Origin of the sequence: Nonomuraea sp. NPDC050394 (assembly GCF_044459065.1) — a bacterium.
Taxonomy (GTDB): domain Bacteria; phylum Actinomycetota; class Actinomycetes; order Streptosporangiales; family Streptosporangiaceae; genus Nonomuraea.
The window spans coordinates 264,144-281,360 of record NZ_JBITIO010000009.1; the positions used below are offsets into that span (position 1 = coordinate 264,144).

Annotated in this window: 15 protein-coding genes and 1 pseudogene; 9 read left to right on the forward strand and 7 right to left on the reverse strand. The window is 69.5% G+C overall.

The annotated features are described in order from the left end of the window. Positions 1 to 416 precede the first annotated feature (416 nt). Together ACIBKY_RS32490 and ACIBKY_RS32495 are read right to left on the reverse strand one after the other, a co-directional pair. Positions 417 to 692: a hypothetical protein gene (locus ACIBKY_RS32490; protein WP_397102595.1), complete on the reverse strand. Its 276-nt coding sequence runs from the start codon at positions 690 to 692 to the stop codon at positions 417 to 419. Continuing rightward, positions 689 to 976: a hypothetical protein gene (locus ACIBKY_RS32495; RefSeq protein WP_397102597.1), complete on the reverse strand. Its 288-nt coding sequence runs from the start codon at positions 974 to 976 to the stop codon at positions 689 to 691. The genes ACIBKY_RS32490 and ACIBKY_RS32495 overlap by 4 nt, the downstream gene beginning before the upstream one ends. Before the next feature lie 344 nt (positions 977 to 1,320). Between ACIBKY_RS32495 and ACIBKY_RS32500 the strand changes: the two genes are divergently transcribed. Continuing rightward, positions 1,321 to 1,554, forward strand: a complete 234-nt coding sequence (locus tag ACIBKY_RS32500) for a DUF4235 domain-containing protein (RefSeq protein WP_397102599.1) — start codon at positions 1,321 to 1,323, stop codon at positions 1,552 to 1,554. Between the two features lie 105 nt (positions 1,555 to 1,659). Here ACIBKY_RS32500 and ACIBKY_RS32505 read toward each other — a convergent pair whose 3' ends face one another. After that, complete coding sequence (locus ACIBKY_RS32505) at positions 1,660 to 2,484, reverse strand: MBL fold metallo-hydrolase (RefSeq protein WP_397102601.1); 825 nt, start codon at positions 2,482 to 2,484, stop codon at positions 1,660 to 1,662. Positions 2,485 to 2,619: 135 nt separating this feature from the next. Here ACIBKY_RS32505 and ACIBKY_RS32510 point away from each other — a divergent pair, with 135 nt between their 5' ends. Continuing rightward, positions 2,620 to 3,300 carry a TetR/AcrR family transcriptional regulator gene (locus tag ACIBKY_RS32510; protein ID WP_397102603.1) on the forward strand — a complete coding sequence of 227 codons (681 nt, stop codon included), beginning with the start codon at positions 2,620 to 2,622 and terminating at the stop codon, positions 3,298 to 3,300. Positions 3,301 to 3,323: 23 nt separating this feature from the next. Here the strand turns inward: ACIBKY_RS32510 and ACIBKY_RS32515 are convergent. Together ACIBKY_RS32515 and ACIBKY_RS32520 are read right to left on the reverse strand one after the other, a co-directional pair. Then, a pseudogene (locus ACIBKY_RS32515) lies at positions 3,324 to 3,801 on the reverse strand (GNAT family N-acetyltransferase); the annotation flags it as partial. Positions 3,802 to 3,980: 179 nt separating this feature from the next. Then, complete coding sequence (locus ACIBKY_RS32520) at positions 3,981 to 5,039, reverse strand: threonine aldolase family protein (RefSeq protein WP_397102605.1); 1,059 nt, start codon at positions 5,037 to 5,039, stop codon at positions 3,981 to 3,983. A gap of 72 nt (positions 5,040 to 5,111) precedes the next feature. On the opposite strand from ACIBKY_RS32520, the gene ACIBKY_RS32525 reads away from it, so the two are divergent. The 6 genes from ACIBKY_RS32525 (at position 5,112) to ACIBKY_RS32550 (ending at position 14,344) form a co-directional block, all read left to right on the forward strand. Then, entirely contained in the window at positions 5,112 to 6,017 is a 906-nt protein-coding gene (locus tag ACIBKY_RS32525) for a LysR family transcriptional regulator (protein ID WP_397102607.1), read from the forward strand. 138 nt (positions 6,018 to 6,155) lie between these two features. Further along, positions 6,156 to 7,349, forward strand: a complete 1,194-nt coding sequence (locus tag ACIBKY_RS32530) for an FAD-dependent monooxygenase (protein ID WP_397102609.1) — start codon at positions 6,156 to 6,158, stop codon at positions 7,347 to 7,349. A 551-nt stretch (positions 7,350 to 7,900) separates the two neighbouring features. Next, on the forward strand, positions 7,901 to 10,165 hold the full coding sequence (locus ACIBKY_RS32535) for an ATP-binding protein (protein ID WP_397102611.1): 2,265 nt from the start codon (positions 7,901 to 7,903) through the stop codon (positions 10,163 to 10,165). 77 nt (positions 10,166 to 10,242) lie between these two features. Beyond that, positions 10,243 to 10,656: a nuclear transport factor 2 family protein gene (locus tag ACIBKY_RS32540; RefSeq protein ID WP_397102613.1), complete on the forward strand. Its 414-nt coding sequence runs from the start codon at positions 10,243 to 10,245 to the stop codon at positions 10,654 to 10,656. Between the two features lie 148 nt (positions 10,657 to 10,804). Next, the gene (locus ACIBKY_RS32545) at positions 10,805 to 12,535 is read left to right on the forward strand and encodes an ABC transporter ATP-binding protein (protein ID WP_397102615.1); all 1,731 of its coding nucleotides are present in this window, start codon (positions 10,805 to 10,807) and stop codon (positions 12,533 to 12,535) included. Further along, entirely contained in the window at positions 12,536 to 14,344 is a 1,809-nt protein-coding gene (locus ACIBKY_RS32550) for an ABC transporter ATP-binding protein (RefSeq protein ID WP_397102617.1), read from the forward strand. A 142-nt stretch (positions 14,345 to 14,486) separates the two neighbouring features. Here ACIBKY_RS32550 and ACIBKY_RS32555 read toward each other — a convergent pair whose 3' ends face one another. Further along, positions 14,487 to 15,134 carry an alpha/beta hydrolase gene (locus ACIBKY_RS32555; protein WP_397102619.1) on the reverse strand — a complete coding sequence of 216 codons (648 nt, stop codon included), beginning with the start codon at positions 15,132 to 15,134 and terminating at the stop codon, positions 14,487 to 14,489. Positions 15,135 to 15,784: 650 nt separating this feature from the next. On the opposite strand from ACIBKY_RS32555, the gene ACIBKY_RS32560 reads away from it, so the two are divergent. Continuing rightward, positions 15,785 to 16,606 (forward strand): hypothetical protein, encoded by an 822-nt coding sequence (locus ACIBKY_RS32560; protein ID WP_397102621.1) that lies wholly within the window; start codon positions 15,785 to 15,787, stop codon positions 16,604 to 16,606. Positions 16,607 to 16,797: 191 nt separating this feature from the next. On the opposite strand, the gene ACIBKY_RS32565 is transcribed toward ACIBKY_RS32560, so the two are convergent. Then, entirely contained in the window at positions 16,798 to 17,166 is a 369-nt protein-coding gene (locus ACIBKY_RS32565; protein ID WP_397102623.1) for a PASTA domain-containing protein, read from the reverse strand. Between the last annotated feature and the right edge of the window lie 51 nt (positions 17,167 to 17,217).

Consider the following 17,217-nt stretch of genomic DNA (forward strand, 5'->3'; position numbering starts at 1 on the left):
GTCCCGGGCATCGCGGATGACAGGCAGTCAACGGTCCTGTGGGCCACGCGGCGATCTCGACCGCGCCGAGGCGCAGCGCGTACGCGAAACAGATGATGACCACGACCGCGAACGCGACCACGAGACCCAGCGCGCCGCCGCCGCCGGACACCGCGGCCGGCCCGCCGGCCAGCGGCGGCCCGCACATCATGGCGCCCCACGTGAGGCCGGAGACCGTGGCCAGGGCGGGTCCCGGCGCGATTCCCGGGATCTTGGAGCTCGCCCGGAGCGCCGCCGGGATGACGGGCGAGAATCCGAGCCCCACCGCCATCAGGCCGGCGACCGCGGTCACGGGATGGGGGACCAGGAGCGCGGGGAGGAAACCGAGCCCTGCCGGCGTGGTGGGGCGCGTGCCCACGGCGGCGCCCTGATACGGCTCAGCAGCCGCTGCCGATCACCTGCCCGTCGAGCATCGCGGCCATCCGGCAGGAGAAGGTCGCCGGTGGGGACATCACTCCGGACAGCAGGGTGATGGTGGCGGGCCCGGTTCCCGACGGGCCGGTGCATCCGCTCGCCAAGATGTTCATGGTGCTGGCCAGGGGGTTGAAGTAGTAGATGCCCCGGTCGCACACGTAGGCGCGTTCGGCGGGCGGCGGTGTGGGCGCTCCCGCCGAGATGGTGGCGGCGGCGAGGGCCGCGATCAGCGTCTTCATGGCGTCGCCTCCGGTCGGCAGCCGTCGGCTCCGAGGAAGCCGTTCCAGGAGAATGCGGTGTGGCAGCGGTAGGTGCCCGCGTCCCGGCCGAACCGGAGCACGACGATGACGTCGGCGCCGCCCCAGCCGTCGCAGGGGTTGGCCGATATGTGGCCGTCGTTCGTGAACGTGCCGCTGAAGCAGGTGTGGGTGCCCGCGGCGTGGGCGGTTCCGGCGAGGAGCGGCGAGGCGGTGAGGGCCGCCGCGGCCAGGGCGGCGACGGCGGCGCGCCGGATGAGTGGCACGGTGTTGCCTCCTAGGTATGCTGCGGTTTCGCCCCACACGCTAGGAAGGCCGCCTCGCGCCGCCCAGAGGCATGCGTCACCGGTAGGCGTGGATATTTCCCCGCTAACCTCTCATTTCTTCACATCTCCGCATTTCGCCAAGGTCTGGGCTGGCGACCCTCCGCTCGACTTCCGTCCGCACGTCGCCGCCCGCCAAGGCCGAATGGGTGAGGGCTGATCGTGCGCAATGCCTGGTCGGCCGGGCCCGGCCGGTGCTGATCCGCCCTGCCCGGTATTTCGTCGCGAGGGAAATCCGGTACGGCCGGGCCGACTGGGCCTGATCTGGCTGGGTAAGCGAGACCCTCATGAAACAGGTCATCGCGAAGCCGGTCAGGATCGCCGGCGGTGTGCTCGGCGGTCTGATCGCCGGCACGGTGTTCAAGCACGCGTGGAAGCTCGCCTCCGGAAAGGACGAACCGCCCGAGGCGGACTCGACCCGCTACGGCTGGGGGGAGGTGCTGGTGGCCGCCGCGCTGCAGGGAGCGATCTTCGGCGTGGTGAGGGCGGCCATCGAGCGAGCGGCGGCACGGGACGACTGAACCTCACACCGCGAGGCCGATCCGACGGGCGTCCAGGACAATCTGGCCGCGACCGTCGGCGGCATCGGCCGCGACCCGGAGCGGGGCCCCAGAGGGCGAATCTCGCTAGCCGGGTGTCGCGTCGCGCCGGATTCTCTGGGCTTGTCCTGCGTGGATGTCGTTGACCCATTCCCAGCCGGGTTGGACTGATGGGCCGATCCTTGGGTCGCTGGGTTCGCGGCCGTCGCGCAGGGCGTGGAGGTAGGCCCGATCTTGGTTGATGCGGGCGCGTGTCTGGCCGGGGCCGCCGATGGATCCGTGGCCGGGGATGAGGACGTGGGTGTCGTCGGCCAGTTCTTCCAGTAGTTGTAGCCCTACCAGGTAGTCCTCGATCGGGTCCTGGGTGCCGTTGAAGTCGTCGAGCATGGGGATGAAGAGATCGGAGAGCATGTCGCCGGCGATGAGGACGCCGGCTTCCTTGACGAACAGTGCCGCGTGGCCGGGGGCATGGGCCGGGTGCTCGATGATCTGGACGTCCGGGCCGTGCCAGGGGATCTGTGTCGTCCGGGCGGGCAGGGCGGTGATGAGGCCGTAGAGGTCCAGGGGTATGTCGTCGGCGATTTCCGGCGGCAGTCCTTCGGCGGTCCGGGTCTTCCAGTCCGCCTGTGACAGCTGGTTGTGCAGGAAGGCGGCGCAGCGGGCCGTACCGTAGCGGGGCGCTTGGCCGAGGTGGGGGTGCCAGAGCACGTGATCCCAGTCCGGGTGGGTGGCGAAGCCTGCCACCACGGGCTGGCTCAGGTCGGACAGGTCGTCGGCCAGGCAGGCCATTTCGGCGCCGGTGATCCCGGGGTCGACGAGCAACACGCCGGTGCGGCCGCGTACGACCACGGTGTTGTTCTGGAGCAACGCGCTCTGGTGGACCAGCACATCCTGCGCGGCCTGTTTCAGCATGGGCTCGCCCTTCTCGCGTTCCGGGTGGTGGGGCGGATGTGTGTGGCAGGGACACTCCACAAACAGTGTCCGGGGGATGCTGTGTATGCTAGACACAGATCGAGGCCGGTAACAAGCGTTTCTGGAGGGCCGCACGTGGACAGCACCATCGAGCTGCTCTGGGGGGTGCGACAACCACCGAACCGGGGACCCAAACCCGCGTTCACCCTCGAAGACATCGCCACCGCCGCGATCAGAATCGCCGACGCCGAGGGGCTCGCCGCGCTGTCCATGCAGCGCGTCGCCGGCGAACTCGGCTTCACCAAGATGGCGCTGTATCGCTACGTCAGCGCCAGAGCCGAACTGATCGCCGTCATGATCGAACAAGCCGTTGGACAGCCACCCGGCCTGGACGCCATCCCCGGCGGCTGGCGCGGCAAGCTCCACCACTGGGCCCACCGGCTATGGGCCACCTGGGACCGCCACCCCTGGCTACCCGCCGCCACCACCGGCGAACGCATCATGGGCCCCCAAGAAACCGGCTGGACCGAGACCGCGGTCGCCGCCCTGACCGATACCGGCCTGACCGGAAGCGAGCAAATGGACGCGGTCCTCCTGCTCAGCGGCCACGTCCGCAACACCCAGTCAACAACCTCCGCAGGCACCCAACCCTGGCACGGCCGGCACCAGCTCAACCCCACCTTCACCGACCGCTTCCCCGCCCTGAACGCCGCCATCGCCTCCGCCGGAAACCCCACCCCCGACCAGAGCCGCGAATTCGGCCTCCAACGCCTCCTCGACGGCCTCGAAGTCCTCATCACCCAACGCACCCGCTGACCCCTCGCGCGTCGCGGGGATTCGCCATCCGAGGCCGGGTAGACGATGGTGCCGGTGGTCACGGGGAGCGTGTCGTCGAAGACGAGCGCCATCATCGCCTCGTCGGGGACCTCGAGGGACGGGCGGATTCGGGGGTGAAACCGAAGCGCGGGTAGTGCTCGGGATGCCCGGGAACGAGGATGAGATTCGCGCCGTTGCCGCGTGCCGCGAGGATGGCCGCCGAGCCGGCTCCCTGCTTCTGGAACGGCGGTGCCACGGCGCATGGCCCAATGCCAGGGCTGGGGTGGCGCCGACGTGGCAGCGGGTGAGCAGTGCGTATCCGGCGATGGTTCCGTCGGTGGTCCGCGCGACGATGGACAGGCCGGGTGACCACGCCGGGTCGCGGCGCAGGGCTTCGACCAGGTCGGCTTCCAGCGCGGTGGGGAAGGCGCCGAGGGCGACTTCGCGGATCGCGGGAATGTCCTGCGGGGCCTCGGAGCGGGTGGTCCAGGCGGATGACATGGGTGTCGGCCTTTCGCGGGGATGCGGAAACGGTGACGGGAGAGTCGTGAGCCGACTGCTTTGACGTGGCCGGTCATGGATATCGGCGCGTGATCGGCGCAGGGAAGGTCCGTGCGCAGATGTCGCGAAATTCCTGCACAGAGCTTCAAACGGCCGGGAGGAGAGCGTGGCCGCGCGGATCAGGCGGCTCCGGCTCGAACGCCGCCGGGCGGATCTGGCGGGCCGTTCAGGATGTCCTCGATCGCTTGGAGGGCTCGGTCGACGTCATCGGCGCCGACGTCGAGGTGGGTGACCGCGCGCAGCCGGTCGCCGACCGGCCCGAGGAGGATCTGGCGGCTTGCGAGCTTGTCCAGGAAGGCGTCGTGGGCCCAGCCGTTCAGCTCGAAGAAGACCATGTTGCTGTCGGGTCGCGGGGTGTGCAGGCGTACCGGCTCCATCTTGCGCAGGCCCTCGGCGAACCGGCGGGCCAGCACGTGGTCGTCGGCGAGCCGCCGGACGTGGTGGTCGAGCGCGTACAGGCAGCCGGCCGCCGCGATCCCGGCCTGGCGCAGCGCTCCGCCGCAGATGTGCTTGAGGCGGCGGGACGCGGAGATGAAGCGTTCGCGGCCTGCCAGCACCGCGCCGATGGGCGCGCCCAGCCCTTTGGTGAAGCAGATCCATACCGAATCGACGTGCGCGGCGAACTCATGGGCGGGCACGCCGGTGGCGGCGACGGCGTTGAGCAGGCGGGCACCGTCCATGTGCACGGCCAGGCCGTGCTCGTGCGCGGCGGCGCATACCTCGGCCAGCTCGTTCAGCGGCCAGACCGCCCCACCGGCGAAGTTGTGGGTCTGCTCCACGCACAGCAGCCGCGTGGCCGGCTCGTACAGCGACCCGGTAGTGGCGGCGCGCCGTACCTGCTCCGCCGTGAAGCGGCCCCGGTCGCCGTCGAGCGCCTCGGTCTGTACCCGGGCCAGCATCACGGCGCCGGCGCTTTCCGCGCGCAGGATGTGCGCGTCGCGGTGTGCCAGGATCGCGTCGCCTGGCCTGGTGTGCGCCGCGATGGCGATGTGGTTGCACATGGTGCCGCCGGGCAGGAAGAGCGCGGCCTGCTTGCCCAGCAGCGCGCACACCCGTTCGAGCAGCCGGTTGACGGTCGGGTCCTCGCCTCGCTGCTCGTCACCCACCTGCGCGGCGGCGATCGCCGCGCGCATTCCGGCGGTGGGCCTGGTCACGGTGTCGCTGCGCAGATCAATCATGGCAACAGTCTCTGGAGCGGTTTAACGAAAGCACAAGTTGCTCTTTCTTCGCTCGACCGTAAGCTGAGCTTTATGACTTTGGAGGTGCGCCGCCTTCGTGTGCTCCGTGAGCTCGCCCGGCACGGCACCATCGCCGCCGCGGCCCGCGCCCTGCACCTGACACCGCCGGCCGTCTCCCAGCAACTGGCGGCGCTCGAACGGGAGGCCGGCGCCCAGCTGCTGGAGCGCAACGGACGCCACGTCACCCTGACCGAAGCCGCGCTCACCCTCGTCGCCCATACCGAGACGATCCTCAGCCAGCTCGAAGCCGCCGCCGCCGATCTGGCCGCGATGGAGGGCGGCTACGGCGGCACCCTGCGCATCGGCGCCTTCCCGACCGCCGCCGCCACCCTCGTCGCCACCGGCCTGAGGCAACTGCTCACCTCGTTTCCCGCGGTCCGGGTGCGGCTGGACGAACTCGAACCGGAACAGAGCCTCGCCCGTCTCCGAGCCGGCGACCTCGACCTGGCGGTCGCCCACGAATACGACCTCGTACCGCGCCGAGCCGACCCCGCCCTGCACCGCGTCGAACTGCGCACCGAGGCGCTCCACCTCGCCCTGCCGCCCGGTCATCCGCTCGCCGCCCGGACGGACCTCGATCTGGCCGAACTGGCCGATGAGCGCTGGATCGCCCCACCCGACGGGCTGACCTGCCTCGACGAGCTACAACGGCTGTGCGCCGGAGCGGGATTCGAACCCGTCCTGGGCTCACACGCCTACACCCACCCCTCGGTCTTCGCGCTCGTGGCCGCCGGGCTCGGCGTCGCGCTCGTCCCCGAACTCGCGCTGTCCTGCAACCTCGCCGGCGCCACGATCAGGCCGCTCCACAACCCGGCGGCACGCCGCCGCGTCTTCGCCGCCGTCCGCAACGGCACCGCCCGGCGGCCCTCCATCGCCGTCGCCCTCACGGCTCTTCAGGCGGGCACCCCGACACCGTGACAGCCGCTCGGCCACGAACGCTGAAGCCTTTTGGTCGTTTCGTGACCGGTACCTCAGCTGGATGGGATCGCTCCGCCGTACACCCTCTGATTACTCTTTGTCGCATATCGACTACCTTGAGTTACATTGGGAGCTGCTGTGAAGGTCGCCTGCGTCGGTGGCGGACCCGCCAGTCTGTACTTCTCGATCCTGATGAAGCGGGCGGACCCGTCCCATGAGATCACCATCTACGAACGCAACCCGGCCGGCTCGACGTACGGCTGGGGCGTAACGTACTGGGACGAACTACTCAACAGTCTCCACCGCGCCGACCCCGAGTCCGCGAGCACCATCAGCGCGAACTCCGTCCGCTGGGACAACTGGGTCGTGCACGTCCACGACCGCACGACAGTGGAGCTGGAGCAGAGCGACGAGGGCTACGGCATCGGCCGCCGCGAACTGCTCGCCATCCTCGCCGAGCGGGCCCGATCCCTCGGCGTGCGGATCGAGTACGAGCGCGAGATCACCGGCGAGGACGACCTCGCCGACGCCGACCTCGTCGCCGGCTGCGACGGAGTCACCAGCGCGCTGCGCGAGCGCCACGCCGACCACTTCGGCACCAAGGTCGCCGTCGGCCGCAACCTGTACATATGGCTCGGCACCACCAAGATCTTCGACGCCTTCACCTTCGCCTTCGTGGACACCGAACACGGCTGGATCTGGTGCTACGGCTACGGATTCGGCAATGAGCACAGCACCTGCGTCATCGAGTGCGCCCCCGCGACCTGGAAGGGACTCGGGCTCGACCGGGCGAACGAGGCCCACAGCCTGGCCATCCTGGAGAAGCTCTTCACCAACCTCCTGGAAGGGCACCCGCTGATCGGCCGGTCCGGCCCCGACGGCAAGGCGCACTGGCTGAACTTCCGTACCCTGACCAACCGGACGTGGTACCGCGACAACCTCGTCCTGCTCGGAGACGCCGCGCACACCACGCACTACTCCATCGGCGCGGGCACCGCCCTCGCCCTGGGCGACGCCGCCTTCCTGGTCCAAGCGCTCCACAGCGAGACCCAACTCCAGTCCGCGCTCGCCCGATACGAGCGGGAACGCATGTCCTCGATCCGGTTCACCCAGAGAGCGGCCCACTACAGCGCCCGGTGGTACGAGAACCTCTCGCGCTACATCAGCCTGCCGCCGTCGCAGATGTGCGCCCTGCTCGGCCAGCGGCACTCGCCGGTGCTCCCACTCGTCCCGCCGCGGCTGTACTACCAGATGGACCAGGCCGCCGAATGGCTCGCCTCGAAGGTCATCCGACCACCCAAGGAAGAGAGCCGGTCATCTGATCACGCATGACCCACCCGACGACGGCATCGCCAGGGCTGCTAAATGGTGACGCAAGGCAGTCCTATGGAGTGCCAGGCGCCGAATCCGTCCCTGAACCATCCTTCCACGCAGTATTTTCCTCGCTTGAACGGCCCGAACCAGCGAGTTTCCGTGGGTGGCCTGCCTGTGCAGTTCCGCAGTTCACGGGTGTTGAAGTCGAAGCCGGGGCCCCGGAAGTGGAAATGGGACCGAGGCCAGCAGCGATTCCACCGCCATGATGCCTTGACCATGCCGGTCCTCGCGCTGTTGGGTCCCGCTTCGATACAGGTGCTGTGGTTGCAGCCGTCCGCCATGATCACTGCTTGTCCCATGGGGGAGGGTGCGAGCGCGGCGGCAGGTGCCGCCGTGGATGCCGTCAGCGTCAGTGCCAGGCCGGTGATCGTGTGCCGGATGTGCATGTCCGCTCCAAGAGTCGCAGGTCAGGCTCCGTCGCCAGCCTGCCGTACCGTCGCCGTGCTCGAATACGCACTTTTACGCACGCGCCCCGGAACGTCATGTCGCCCGGAGATACCGTGGGCGTCATGGATGCCGACAGCGCGGAGCCGTTCGGACCAATGCTCCGGCGTCTGCGCGAACGTGCGGGTCTCACGCAGGAGCAACTGGCGGAACGCGCCGGGATCAGCACGAACGCGGTGAGCGCGCTGGAGCGCGGCGTCCGGTCACGGCCCTACCGCCACACCAGGGACGCGCTCGCGGCCGCGCTCGGGATCACTGCCGTCGAGCGGGCGGCGTGGGAGGGAGCTCTCTCCGCGCCGGTGTTCCGGCCGCGGCTTCCGGCTGCCGCGTCTCCCATCCTCGGTCGCGAGCCGCAGATCGACCTCGTGCTGCGCAGGCTGTCGACGGAACGCGTGGTGACGCTGACCGGCCCTGGCGGGGTCGGCAAGACGCGGCTCGCGCTCGCGGTGTCGGAGCGGATCGAGGCGCGGTTCGCCGACGGGGTGATCTTCGTTCCGCTCGCCGCTCTCCAGGAGGGCTCGGATGTGCTGCCCGCGATCGCGCACGCGGTCGGCCTGCGGGAGCTCGGTCCCCGCGACGTGCGGGAGGTGCTCGCCGGTCACCTGCGCGCCAGACGCGCGCTTCTCGTCCTCGACAACGCCGAGCACGTGCCGGACGCGGCGGGGGAGGCGGCGGCGCTGATGATCGCGGCTACCGCGATCGTGGTCCTGGTGACCAGCCGCGCACCGCTGCGCATTCACGGCGAGCACGTGCATCCCGTTCCTCTCCTCACGGCGGGGGAGAGCGGTGCCCTGTTCGCCGCGCGGGCGGCCCAGGCGAGCGGTCACCCCCTCGACGACGGCGACCGGAGCGTCGTGGCCGAGCTGTGCGCGCGTCTGGACCACCTCCCGCTGGCCATCGAGCTGGTGGCGGCCCGGACGCGGCTGCTCACGCCGGTGCGGCTTCTCGCGCACCTCGACGCTCTGGTCCTCGGTACGGCCGGCGGCCCGCGGGACGTACCCGCACACCAGCGGACGCTGCGCGACACCGTGCGCTGGAGCTACGACCTCCTCGACGAGGCGGCGCGCACACTGCTGCGTCACCTCGCCGGATTCTCCGGAGGCTGGACGCTGCCCGCGGCGATGGCCGTCGGCGAGCTCTCGGAGACCGAGGCACTCGACCTGCACGCCACGTTGCTGGACAACAGCCTGATCGTGCGGGACACGGCGAGCGGCGAGCCCCGGTTCCGGATGCTGGAGACGATCCGGGCCGTCGTCCTTGAGCACCTGTCCGCCCCGGGCGAGGCGGACAGGCTACGCGAGCGGCACGCCAGGTACTTCTGCGACCGCATGACCACCATCGCACCTCTCCTGTGGGACCCCAGGACGGCCGAGGCCCTGGACGAGCTCGCATCCGACCACGAGAACCTGCGCGCCGCCATGCGGCACCTGCTCGCCGGCGGCGCGCTGTCCGAGGTCGCCGCCGCCTGCGCCGGATCATGGCTGTACTGGGTGGTCCGCGGTCACCTGCGCGATCCGCTGCACTGGGCACGCACGGCCCTTGGCCCGGGGACGGAGCCGGCGGTCCGTGCCAGGCTGCAGTACATCGCCGGGTGGTCGCTTCTTCCGCGCGGGCACCACGACGAGGCCGCCAGGTGGTTCGAGGCCGCCGCCGGCTCGGCCCGCGACGCCGCCGCGGACGCCGAACTGGCGTGGATCTTGTTGTCCTGGGCGCATGCCGAGGTATATCGGGGCCGGCCGGAGCCGGCCGCGGAACTGCTCGCGTCAGCCTCCGCGGCACTGGACGGGCACAGCGACGTTCACGCGCTGTCGTGCGTGGCGATCGGTTACGCGCACGTCGCCATAGCCGGCGGTTCCATGACGGAGGCCGACGCATTGCTGGCCGCGCAGCTGCCGGACATCGAGGCCCGTGGCGCGCAGTGGCCGATCGCCGTCGCGCTGGGTATCCAGGGCCGGGTCGCCGCCGTCCTCGGCGACCACGCGCGGGCGGCGAAGCTGCTCGATCGCTCGGTACGCATCTTCGGCGAACTGCAGGACACCTGGGGCATGGCTCACCAGCTCACCCATCTCGCGGACGCCGCCGCGCTCCAGGGCGACCACACCCGGGCGGCCCTGCTCTATGGCGCCGTCGACGAGCTCGCCCACGAGGTGGGCGCCCAGGTTTTCCATGTGTGGCAGGAACTGAGCGATCGCTGCCAGGCGGACGTCATGTCCGCGCTGGGGGTTGACCGCTGTACTCGACTTCGCCGCCGTGGCCGGTTGCTCAGCGTGGCCCAGGTCGTCGAACTGGCGACCGGGTCACGTGACGCCCACACAGTGGCGAGTGTGTGAGCGGTGTCCGTGGTGCTCGCCTTCGCGACGGCCGACGCTGGTTCTCATCCGAGCAGCCCAACCGAAGGACCGACACCATGTCGTACGAAGGCACCGCCAACCTGAAGATCGTGCAGGGCCTGTACGCGGCCTTCGCCGGCCGGGACCTGGAGACCATCCGCGCCGCCATCCACCCCGAGTTCGTGATGCGGCAGAGTGACCTGCTGCCGTGGGGCGGACGACGCCAGGGGCCCGACGGCTTCCTCGCCTTCCTCGGCACGCTTCTCAGCCACGTCGGCCCCGCCCTCGACATCGAGGCCCTGTACGACGCAGGCGATCACGTCGTGCAGTTCGGCCACAGCCACGGCACGGTGATCGCTCACGGCACGCCGTTTCGCGTACCGGAAGTGCACGTCTGGCAACTCCGGGACGGCCTGATCACGTCCTACCAGGTCTACGTCGACGTTCCGGCCATGCTCGCCGCGTTGACTCCACTCCCTGAGACGGCGTGAACGCGCCCGGCCATCCGAGGGCCGGCCACGTGCGCTGGGCGCCCGGATAACCGATACCGAACTGTCGGTCGAATTTGATACAACGGTCGCCGGCGTGCTCGGCGAAAGGAAGATCGTGACAATACGGGCGGAGTTCACGGTCCCCGGCGTGAGTCATGATCGACGGGGTCCGGCCCGCTGGATCTGGTCGCACCTGCGCCGCCAGCCGCTTTACCTGACCGGCTCCGTGCTCGGGGCGGTCGCGATGGTGGTGCTCAACGCGGCCATCCCCGGCCTGGTCGGTGACGCCTTCGACGCCGTACTCGCCCGGCAGGACGTGCTCCCGATCGCCCTGGTGCTGCTCGGCGTCGTCGCGCTGCGCGGCCTGCTCGACTTCTGCGCGCGCCTGAGCAGCGAGCTGCTCGCCAACCGGCTCAACCGCGACACCCGCGACGAGCTGTACGTGAGCCTGCTCGGCAAGAGCCAGACCTTCCACAACCGCCAGCGCGTCGGCGACCTGATGGCCCGCGCGGCCAACGACATCAGGCAACTGCGCATGCTGGTCGCGCCCGGCCTCGACATGATCGTCGACTCCGGCGCCCAGGCCGTCATCCCGCTGGTGTTCATAGCGTTCATCGACCCGCGGCTGCTGCTCGTGCCCGCGATCTTCATGGTCGCCTTCGGCCTCGCGCTGTGGCACTACATGCGGCAGCTCAACCCGGTCGCGACCGGGATGCGCGAGCAGTTCGGCACCCTGAACGCCGGGCTGAACGAGGCCGTGCGCGGCATGGAGGTCATCAAGGTGACCGCGCAGGAAAGCGGCGAGCGGATCAAGTTCCGGCGCAACGCCCGCGGCTACCGCGACCTGTTCGTCCGCGAGGGCCTGGTCCGCGCCCGCTACCTGCCGACCCTGCTGCTCGCCGTGGCCATGGCGGGGGCCCTGTGGCACGGCGTCCACCTGCACTCCACAGGTGACCTCACCCTCGGCCAGCTGATCGCGTTCATGGGCCTGATGGGCCTGCTGCACTTCCCGACGAACGTGTCGACGTTCACGTTCTCACTGGTCCAGCTGGGCTTGGTCGGGGCGCGCCGCATCCTGGAGATCATGAACGCCGACACGGAGCTCGACCAGCACGCGGACGGCCACACGGCTCCGATGCGCGGCGAGGTCGTGTTCGAGAACGTCTCGTTCGGTTATGAGGGCGCACAGGTCCTGAAAAACCTGTCCTTCACGGTACGGCGCGGCGAAACGGTGGCCATCGTCGGCGAAACCGGCTCGGGCAAGAGCACGCTGACCAAGCTCGTCTCCAGGACCTTCGACGTCGACTCCGGGAAGATCCAGATCGACGGCGTGGACGTGCGCGACTGGAACCTCGACTCGCTGCGCTCCCAGATCTCCACCATCGAGCAGGACATCGTGCTGTTCTCCCGTCCGGTGGCCGAGAACATCGCCTTCGGCCTGGGCCAGCAGGCCGGCCGCGAGGCCATCGAAGCCGCGGCGGCCGACGCGCAGGCCGCGGAGTTCATCGCCGAGCTCGACGAGGGCTACGACACCGTGATCGGCGAGCGCGGCGTCACGCTGTCCGGCGGCCAGCGCCAGCGCCTGGCCATCGCCCGAGCCCTGCTCACCGACCCGGCCATCCTGATTCTCGACGACTCGACCAGCGCCATCGACTCCGGCACCGAAGACCTGATCCAGCAGGCGATCGAACGCATCCAGTCCGGCCGGACCACGCTGCTGATCACACACCGGCTCGCCCAGATCCGCTGGGCCGACAAGGTCCTGCTGCTCCGGCGCGGCGAGGCGGTCGACTTCGGCACCCACGACGAGCTGCTCGGCCGTAGCCCGCTCTATCGCCGGATCTTCTCCCACTACGGCGAGGTGGAGGTGCCCGTCTAGATGGGTTTCCTGATGGACGGCCTGGAGGCCGAAGACTACGACCGCGCCTACAGCGACCGCGCCCTGCTCCGCCGCATTCTCCGCTATTTCTGGCCCAAGCGATGGGCGATGCTCCTGGTCGCCCTGATGGTCGTGCTCGGCTCCGCGGCACAGGCGGCCGTACCCCTGATGATCAGTTCGGGCATTGACAAGATCGTCGCGGGCGGCGACATCTGGGCACTGGCCGGAGGCATTCTGCTCGCGGGCGCCCTCGGCTGGGCGTTCAGCTTCGTCCGGCAGTGGTTCAACGCCAAGGCCACCGGCGACGTGGTGCTCAGCCTGCGCGAGGACGCCTTCGACGCGGTCCTGGAGCGGGACATGTCGTTCTACGACGAGAACCCGTCCGGGCGGATCGTCAGCCGGGTCACCTCCGACACCGACGACTTCGCCAACGTGGTCGGTCTCAGCATGGACCTGCTCAGCCAGGTGCTCGTCGTCGGCTTCGTCACCGGGCTGCTGTTCACGCGGAGCGTTCCGCTCGCCCTGCTGACGCTGGTCATCGCGCCGATCGTGATCCTGTGCGCGCTGCAGTTCCGGCGGATCGCGCGCACCACCACGCGCCGGGCGCAGCGCTCGATGAGCCGGGTCAACGCCAACCTCAACGAGACCATGGGCGGGATCGCCGTCGCCAAGAACTTCCGCCAGGAGCAGCGGGTCTACGACGAGTTCCGCCCGATCAACGAGCAGAGCTACGCGGTGAATCTGCGGCAGGGCTTCGTCTTCGGCAGCATCTTTCCGCTGCTGTTCCTCATCGCCGGACTGGCGGAGGTGGGACTGGTCCTGGTCGGCGGCAGGTCGGTGGTGGACGGTGGGTTGTCGGCCGGTGACTGGTATCTGTTCCTTCAGGCCATCGCGTTCTTCTGGTTCCCGCTGACCTCGATCGCCGCCTTCTGGTCGCAGTTCCAGCAGGGTCTGACAGCGGCCGAGCGGGTGTTCGCGCTGATCGACGCGCCCGCGCGAGTGGTGCAGACCGGCGCGCTGCCGGTCGGCAGGCTGGCGGGGCGGATCGAGTTCAATGACGTGAGCTTCGGCTACTCCGCCGAGGTCCCCGTCCTTCGGGACTTCAACCTCACGATCGAGGCTGGGCAGACCGTGGCGCTGGTCGGCCACACGGGGGCGGGCAAGTCCACGCTGAGTAAGCTCATCACCCGCTTCTACGAGTTCCAGGGCGGCACCCTCCTCATCGACGGCCGCGACATCAGGACCCTCGACCTCCCCGCGTACCGCCGGCAGATTGGCGCGGTGCCGCAGCTGCCGTTCCTGTTCAGCGGTACGGTCGCCGACAACATCCGCTATCCGCGCCCGGAGGCGACGGACGATGAGGTGCTGGAGGCGGCCATCGGCGTGGGAGGCGGCGACTGGATCGAGGCGCTACCTGACGGCCTGGCCACCGACGTCGGCGAGCACGGCAGATCCCTGTCCATGGGCCAGCGCCAGCTCGTGGCCCTGGCCAGGCTCCTCATCCAGAACCCCGCGATCGTCGTCCTGGACGAAGCGACAGCCAGCGTCGACCCGCTGACCGAGGCGCAGATCCAGGACGGGCTCGACACCGTGCTGGCCGGCCGTACCTCCATCGTGATCGCGCACCGGTTGTCGACGATCGAGCACGTGGACAGGATCATCGTGCTCGACCACGGCCGGATCGTGGAGCAGGGCGATCACTCCACGCTGCTGGCCAGGGGCGGGCGCTACTGCGAGGTGTACAACACCTACTTCAGGCACCAGTCGCCCAACTACCGCCCCGGCACCGGCTTCGTCACCGTCAACTAGCCGGCCAGAGCATGCTCGGGCCGGCGGCGCCACGGAACAGCGAGCACCGCCGAGCCGCATGATCGGCGCCCTACGGGCGGGTCATCGCCCCGGCCGAGGCGGCAGGCGCACGCCGGGACGAGCGGGTGCGAGGCCGCGCCGCTCACGGGCCGAACGCCCATGCCACCATCAGCGGGAACTCCTCACGCCAGAACGCGCCGCCGTGCGGCCCGGCCCGCTCCGTCATGACCACGTCCCCGCCCGCATCGCGCAGCGCGACCGCCCACCGGGTCGCGTTCTCGAGGAAGAACGGCTCCAGCGTGCCGGCGACGAGGTACGCGCGCGGTACCGAACTCGGCATCACGCCGGGCGGCCGGAAACCCGCGCCCGGCGAGGCGCAGAGGACCGCACCGTAGACGTCCGGATGCCGAAGCCCCATCGCCAGCGCCAGCTCGCCACCCGCCGACACGCCGAACACCGCGCTGCGTTCGGCGGGGAGCACGACTCCGAATCGCGACCGCGTCCACCGGCGGACGTCCTCAACGAAGAACTGCTCGTGTGCCGCGAACCGCTCCTGGTCAAAGCCCGGTGAGTACTCGTGGAGCCGCAGCGTCTCATCGGCCGGGCGGTGGACACCGACGATCATCGTGGACGGCACGTCGGCCGCCTCAAGGACTCCGCCCCACTGCGAGATCAGCTGACCGTCACCGGCGAACACGACCGCCTCGGGCGGATCCGGCGGGATGTACACCGTGACGTGCCGGCCACCGTCGTAATCGAACGTCTCGGTGACGACCTCGTGGTTACGCATGCCGAATCCCGATCCTTGAGAGCTCCTTCGACCTGCCGACCACCCACAGGCCTGCCGCCGGAGATGGTACTCACCGCCGCCATCGAAGAGGCATCCTCGCCGTGCCCCGGCGGGACCCGGTATACGCCGCCGTGGCCGCTCTGCCCACGGAGTGGTCAGCGGGTGCGCTGGTCTGCCGCACAATGAGACGCGTTCGTTATTTATCTGACGAACACTCGTGTTGAGCGGATAAGTGGTTCGGTAAATCTCTTCCCCGGAACGGCACAGTGTCATCCCCCAAGGAGGACCAGGTGATCCGTGCGACGGCGAGAATCCTGCGCGCCGCTGTCCGAGGTGCCGGAGTTTCCGGCATGCTTGCCAAACTTGCCGGTATCAGAATGCGACCCCGCTACGCCCCACTGGCGTCACATCCGGGGACGTCCGTCCTCGTCAACCGTGGGAAACGTGGTCGCCTGAGCCTGATTCCCTCGATGGGGGAATATCCGGTCTACGACGATGTCCTCTATCACTTCATGACAAATGACGAGAAGGGAAATGAGCCCTTTCGAAAGGCTCTCAACCGGCTGGCGCCAGGATGCTCCGTACTGGATCTTGGCACTGGGCGTGACCTTCTCTGGGCTCGCCAGGCCCTCCAAAGTGGCGCCAGGCGGGTGGTCGCGATCGAAGGCCAGGAAGACACGGCGCTGAAGGTCCGGAGGAAGCTCACCAGGCTGGGGGCCGGCGACCGCATCGAACTCGTGGAGGGCTGGTCGACTGACATCGACCTCCGGGATCGGGTCGACGTCTGTGTCGCGGAGGTCATCGGTTGCATCGGTGGTTCGGAGGGGGCGGCCGCTGTGATCAGCGACGCACGCCACCGGCACCTGAAGGACTCCGGCATGATCATCCCTGCGCGCTGCGTCACCCTGGCCGGTGCGATATGCATGCGCGACCTGATGCCCGCACCGGCCCTCGACCCCATCGCCCTGCATTACGTGGAGCGGACCCTGGACGTGATCGGCCGCCCCTGCGACATACGGATGGCCCTGCGCGGAGTCCGTCCGGAGGATCTGCTCACCGAGTCGGCGCCCGTGGAGACACTCGACTTCGGCACCGAACTCGACGCGAGCGCGGAGGAGACGGCCGAGGTGCTCGTGGAGCGCCAAGGACGCATCGACGGGCTCCTGTTGTGGATCCGCTTGTGGGGACACGCCGACGACGAGCCCATCGACGCCCTGGCGCAGGACCTGGGCTGGAATCCCGTCTACCTGCCGATCTTCGCCCAGCCCATTCCCGTCGAACGGGGCGACCGGCTGAACGTACGCTTCACCCGGACCCTCAGCGACGACGGCATCCACCCTGACTACTTCGCGACCGTCCGCCTGACGACCAGGAACGGGACCCACGAGGCGGAAGCGGAGTCCAGGCACCAGCCCCGCCAGTTCCGCGCCCACCCGTTCTACGCGACGCTCTTCTCCGCTTCCGGGCGCTGACCAGCCGGCACCAGGACAGCTCAGGTGGGGTCGATCGCGTGTAGGACGGTGCCGGTGTCGCGCTGGACGCGCTCATGGGTGGTTGACGCGCGCCGGAGATCAGATGGGCAGCGCAACGCCTGGTCGTCGGCGAGCTGGCGGCGATGTCGGCGTGCCGAGCGCCTCTCGCACCGGCCGGCGGGTGGCGACGTTCAGGGGCAGGGGTGGGGCGGGCGCTGCCAGATCCAGACGTCGACCGCGGTGCCGGCCGGGTAGAGGACCAGCGGGTTGGAGCCGACGGACGTGCGCGGGCTCTGCCGGGCGATCAGGCCGATGTTGTTGCAGACGTGGTCGATCGTGGAGCGCTGGATCCCGAAGGAGAAGCCGAAGGCGGCCAGCGTGGAGCGGGCCTGGCCGATGCCGAGGCCGACGATGTCCGGCATCTCGCAGAATCGTACGCCGTGGTTGGTGACGCAGACCGGGGACGCGGCAGTGCTCTGAGCGGTGGCGCTGCCGGTGAGCAGGGCGGTACCCAGGCAGGCGGTGGCGGCCACGGCGCTCACCCAGCGGAGTGTTCTCATCAGGTGTCCCTTCGGGGAGGTTTCATCACCCTTGGGGCGTTCCATTACGTT

Bases quoted from the DNA above. Each gene is read 5' to 3' on its own strand.
- ACIBKY_RS32540 (WP_397102613.1), top strand. From the start codon at position 10,243: ATGTCGTACGAAGGCACCGCCAACCTGAAGATCGTGCAGGGCCTGTAC.
- ACIBKY_RS32500 (WP_397102599.1), top strand. From the start codon at position 1,321: ATGAAACAGGTCATCGCGAAGCCGGTCAGGATCGCCGGCGGTGTGCTC.
- ACIBKY_RS32565 (WP_397102623.1), bottom strand. From the start codon at position 17,166: ATGAGAACACTCCGCTGGGTGAGCGCCGTGGCCGCCACCGCCTGCCTG.
- ACIBKY_RS32555 (WP_397102619.1), bottom strand. From the start codon at position 15,134: ATGCGTAACCACGAGGTCGTCACCGAGACGTTCGATTACGACGGTGGC.
- ACIBKY_RS32490 (WP_397102595.1), bottom strand. From the start codon at position 692: ATGAAGACGCTGATCGCGGCCCTCGCCGCCGCCACCATCTCGGCGGGA.
- ACIBKY_RS32520 (WP_397102605.1), bottom strand. From the start codon at position 5,039: ATGATTGATCTGCGCAGCGACACCGTGACCAGGCCCACCGCCGGAATG.
- ACIBKY_RS32550 (WP_397102617.1), top strand. From the start codon at position 12,536: ATGGGTTTCCTGATGGACGGCCTGGAGGCCGAAGACTACGACCGCGCC.
- ACIBKY_RS32525 (WP_397102607.1), top strand. From the start codon at position 5,112: ATGACTTTGGAGGTGCGCCGCCTTCGTGTGCTCCGTGAGCTCGCCCGG.
- ACIBKY_RS32505 (WP_397102601.1), bottom strand. From the start codon at position 2,484: ATGCTGAAACAGGCCGCGCAGGATGTGCTGGTCCACCAGAGCGCGTTG.
- ACIBKY_RS32535 (WP_397102611.1), top strand. From the start codon at position 7,901: ATGGATGCCGACAGCGCGGAGCCGTTCGGACCAATGCTCCGGCGTCTG.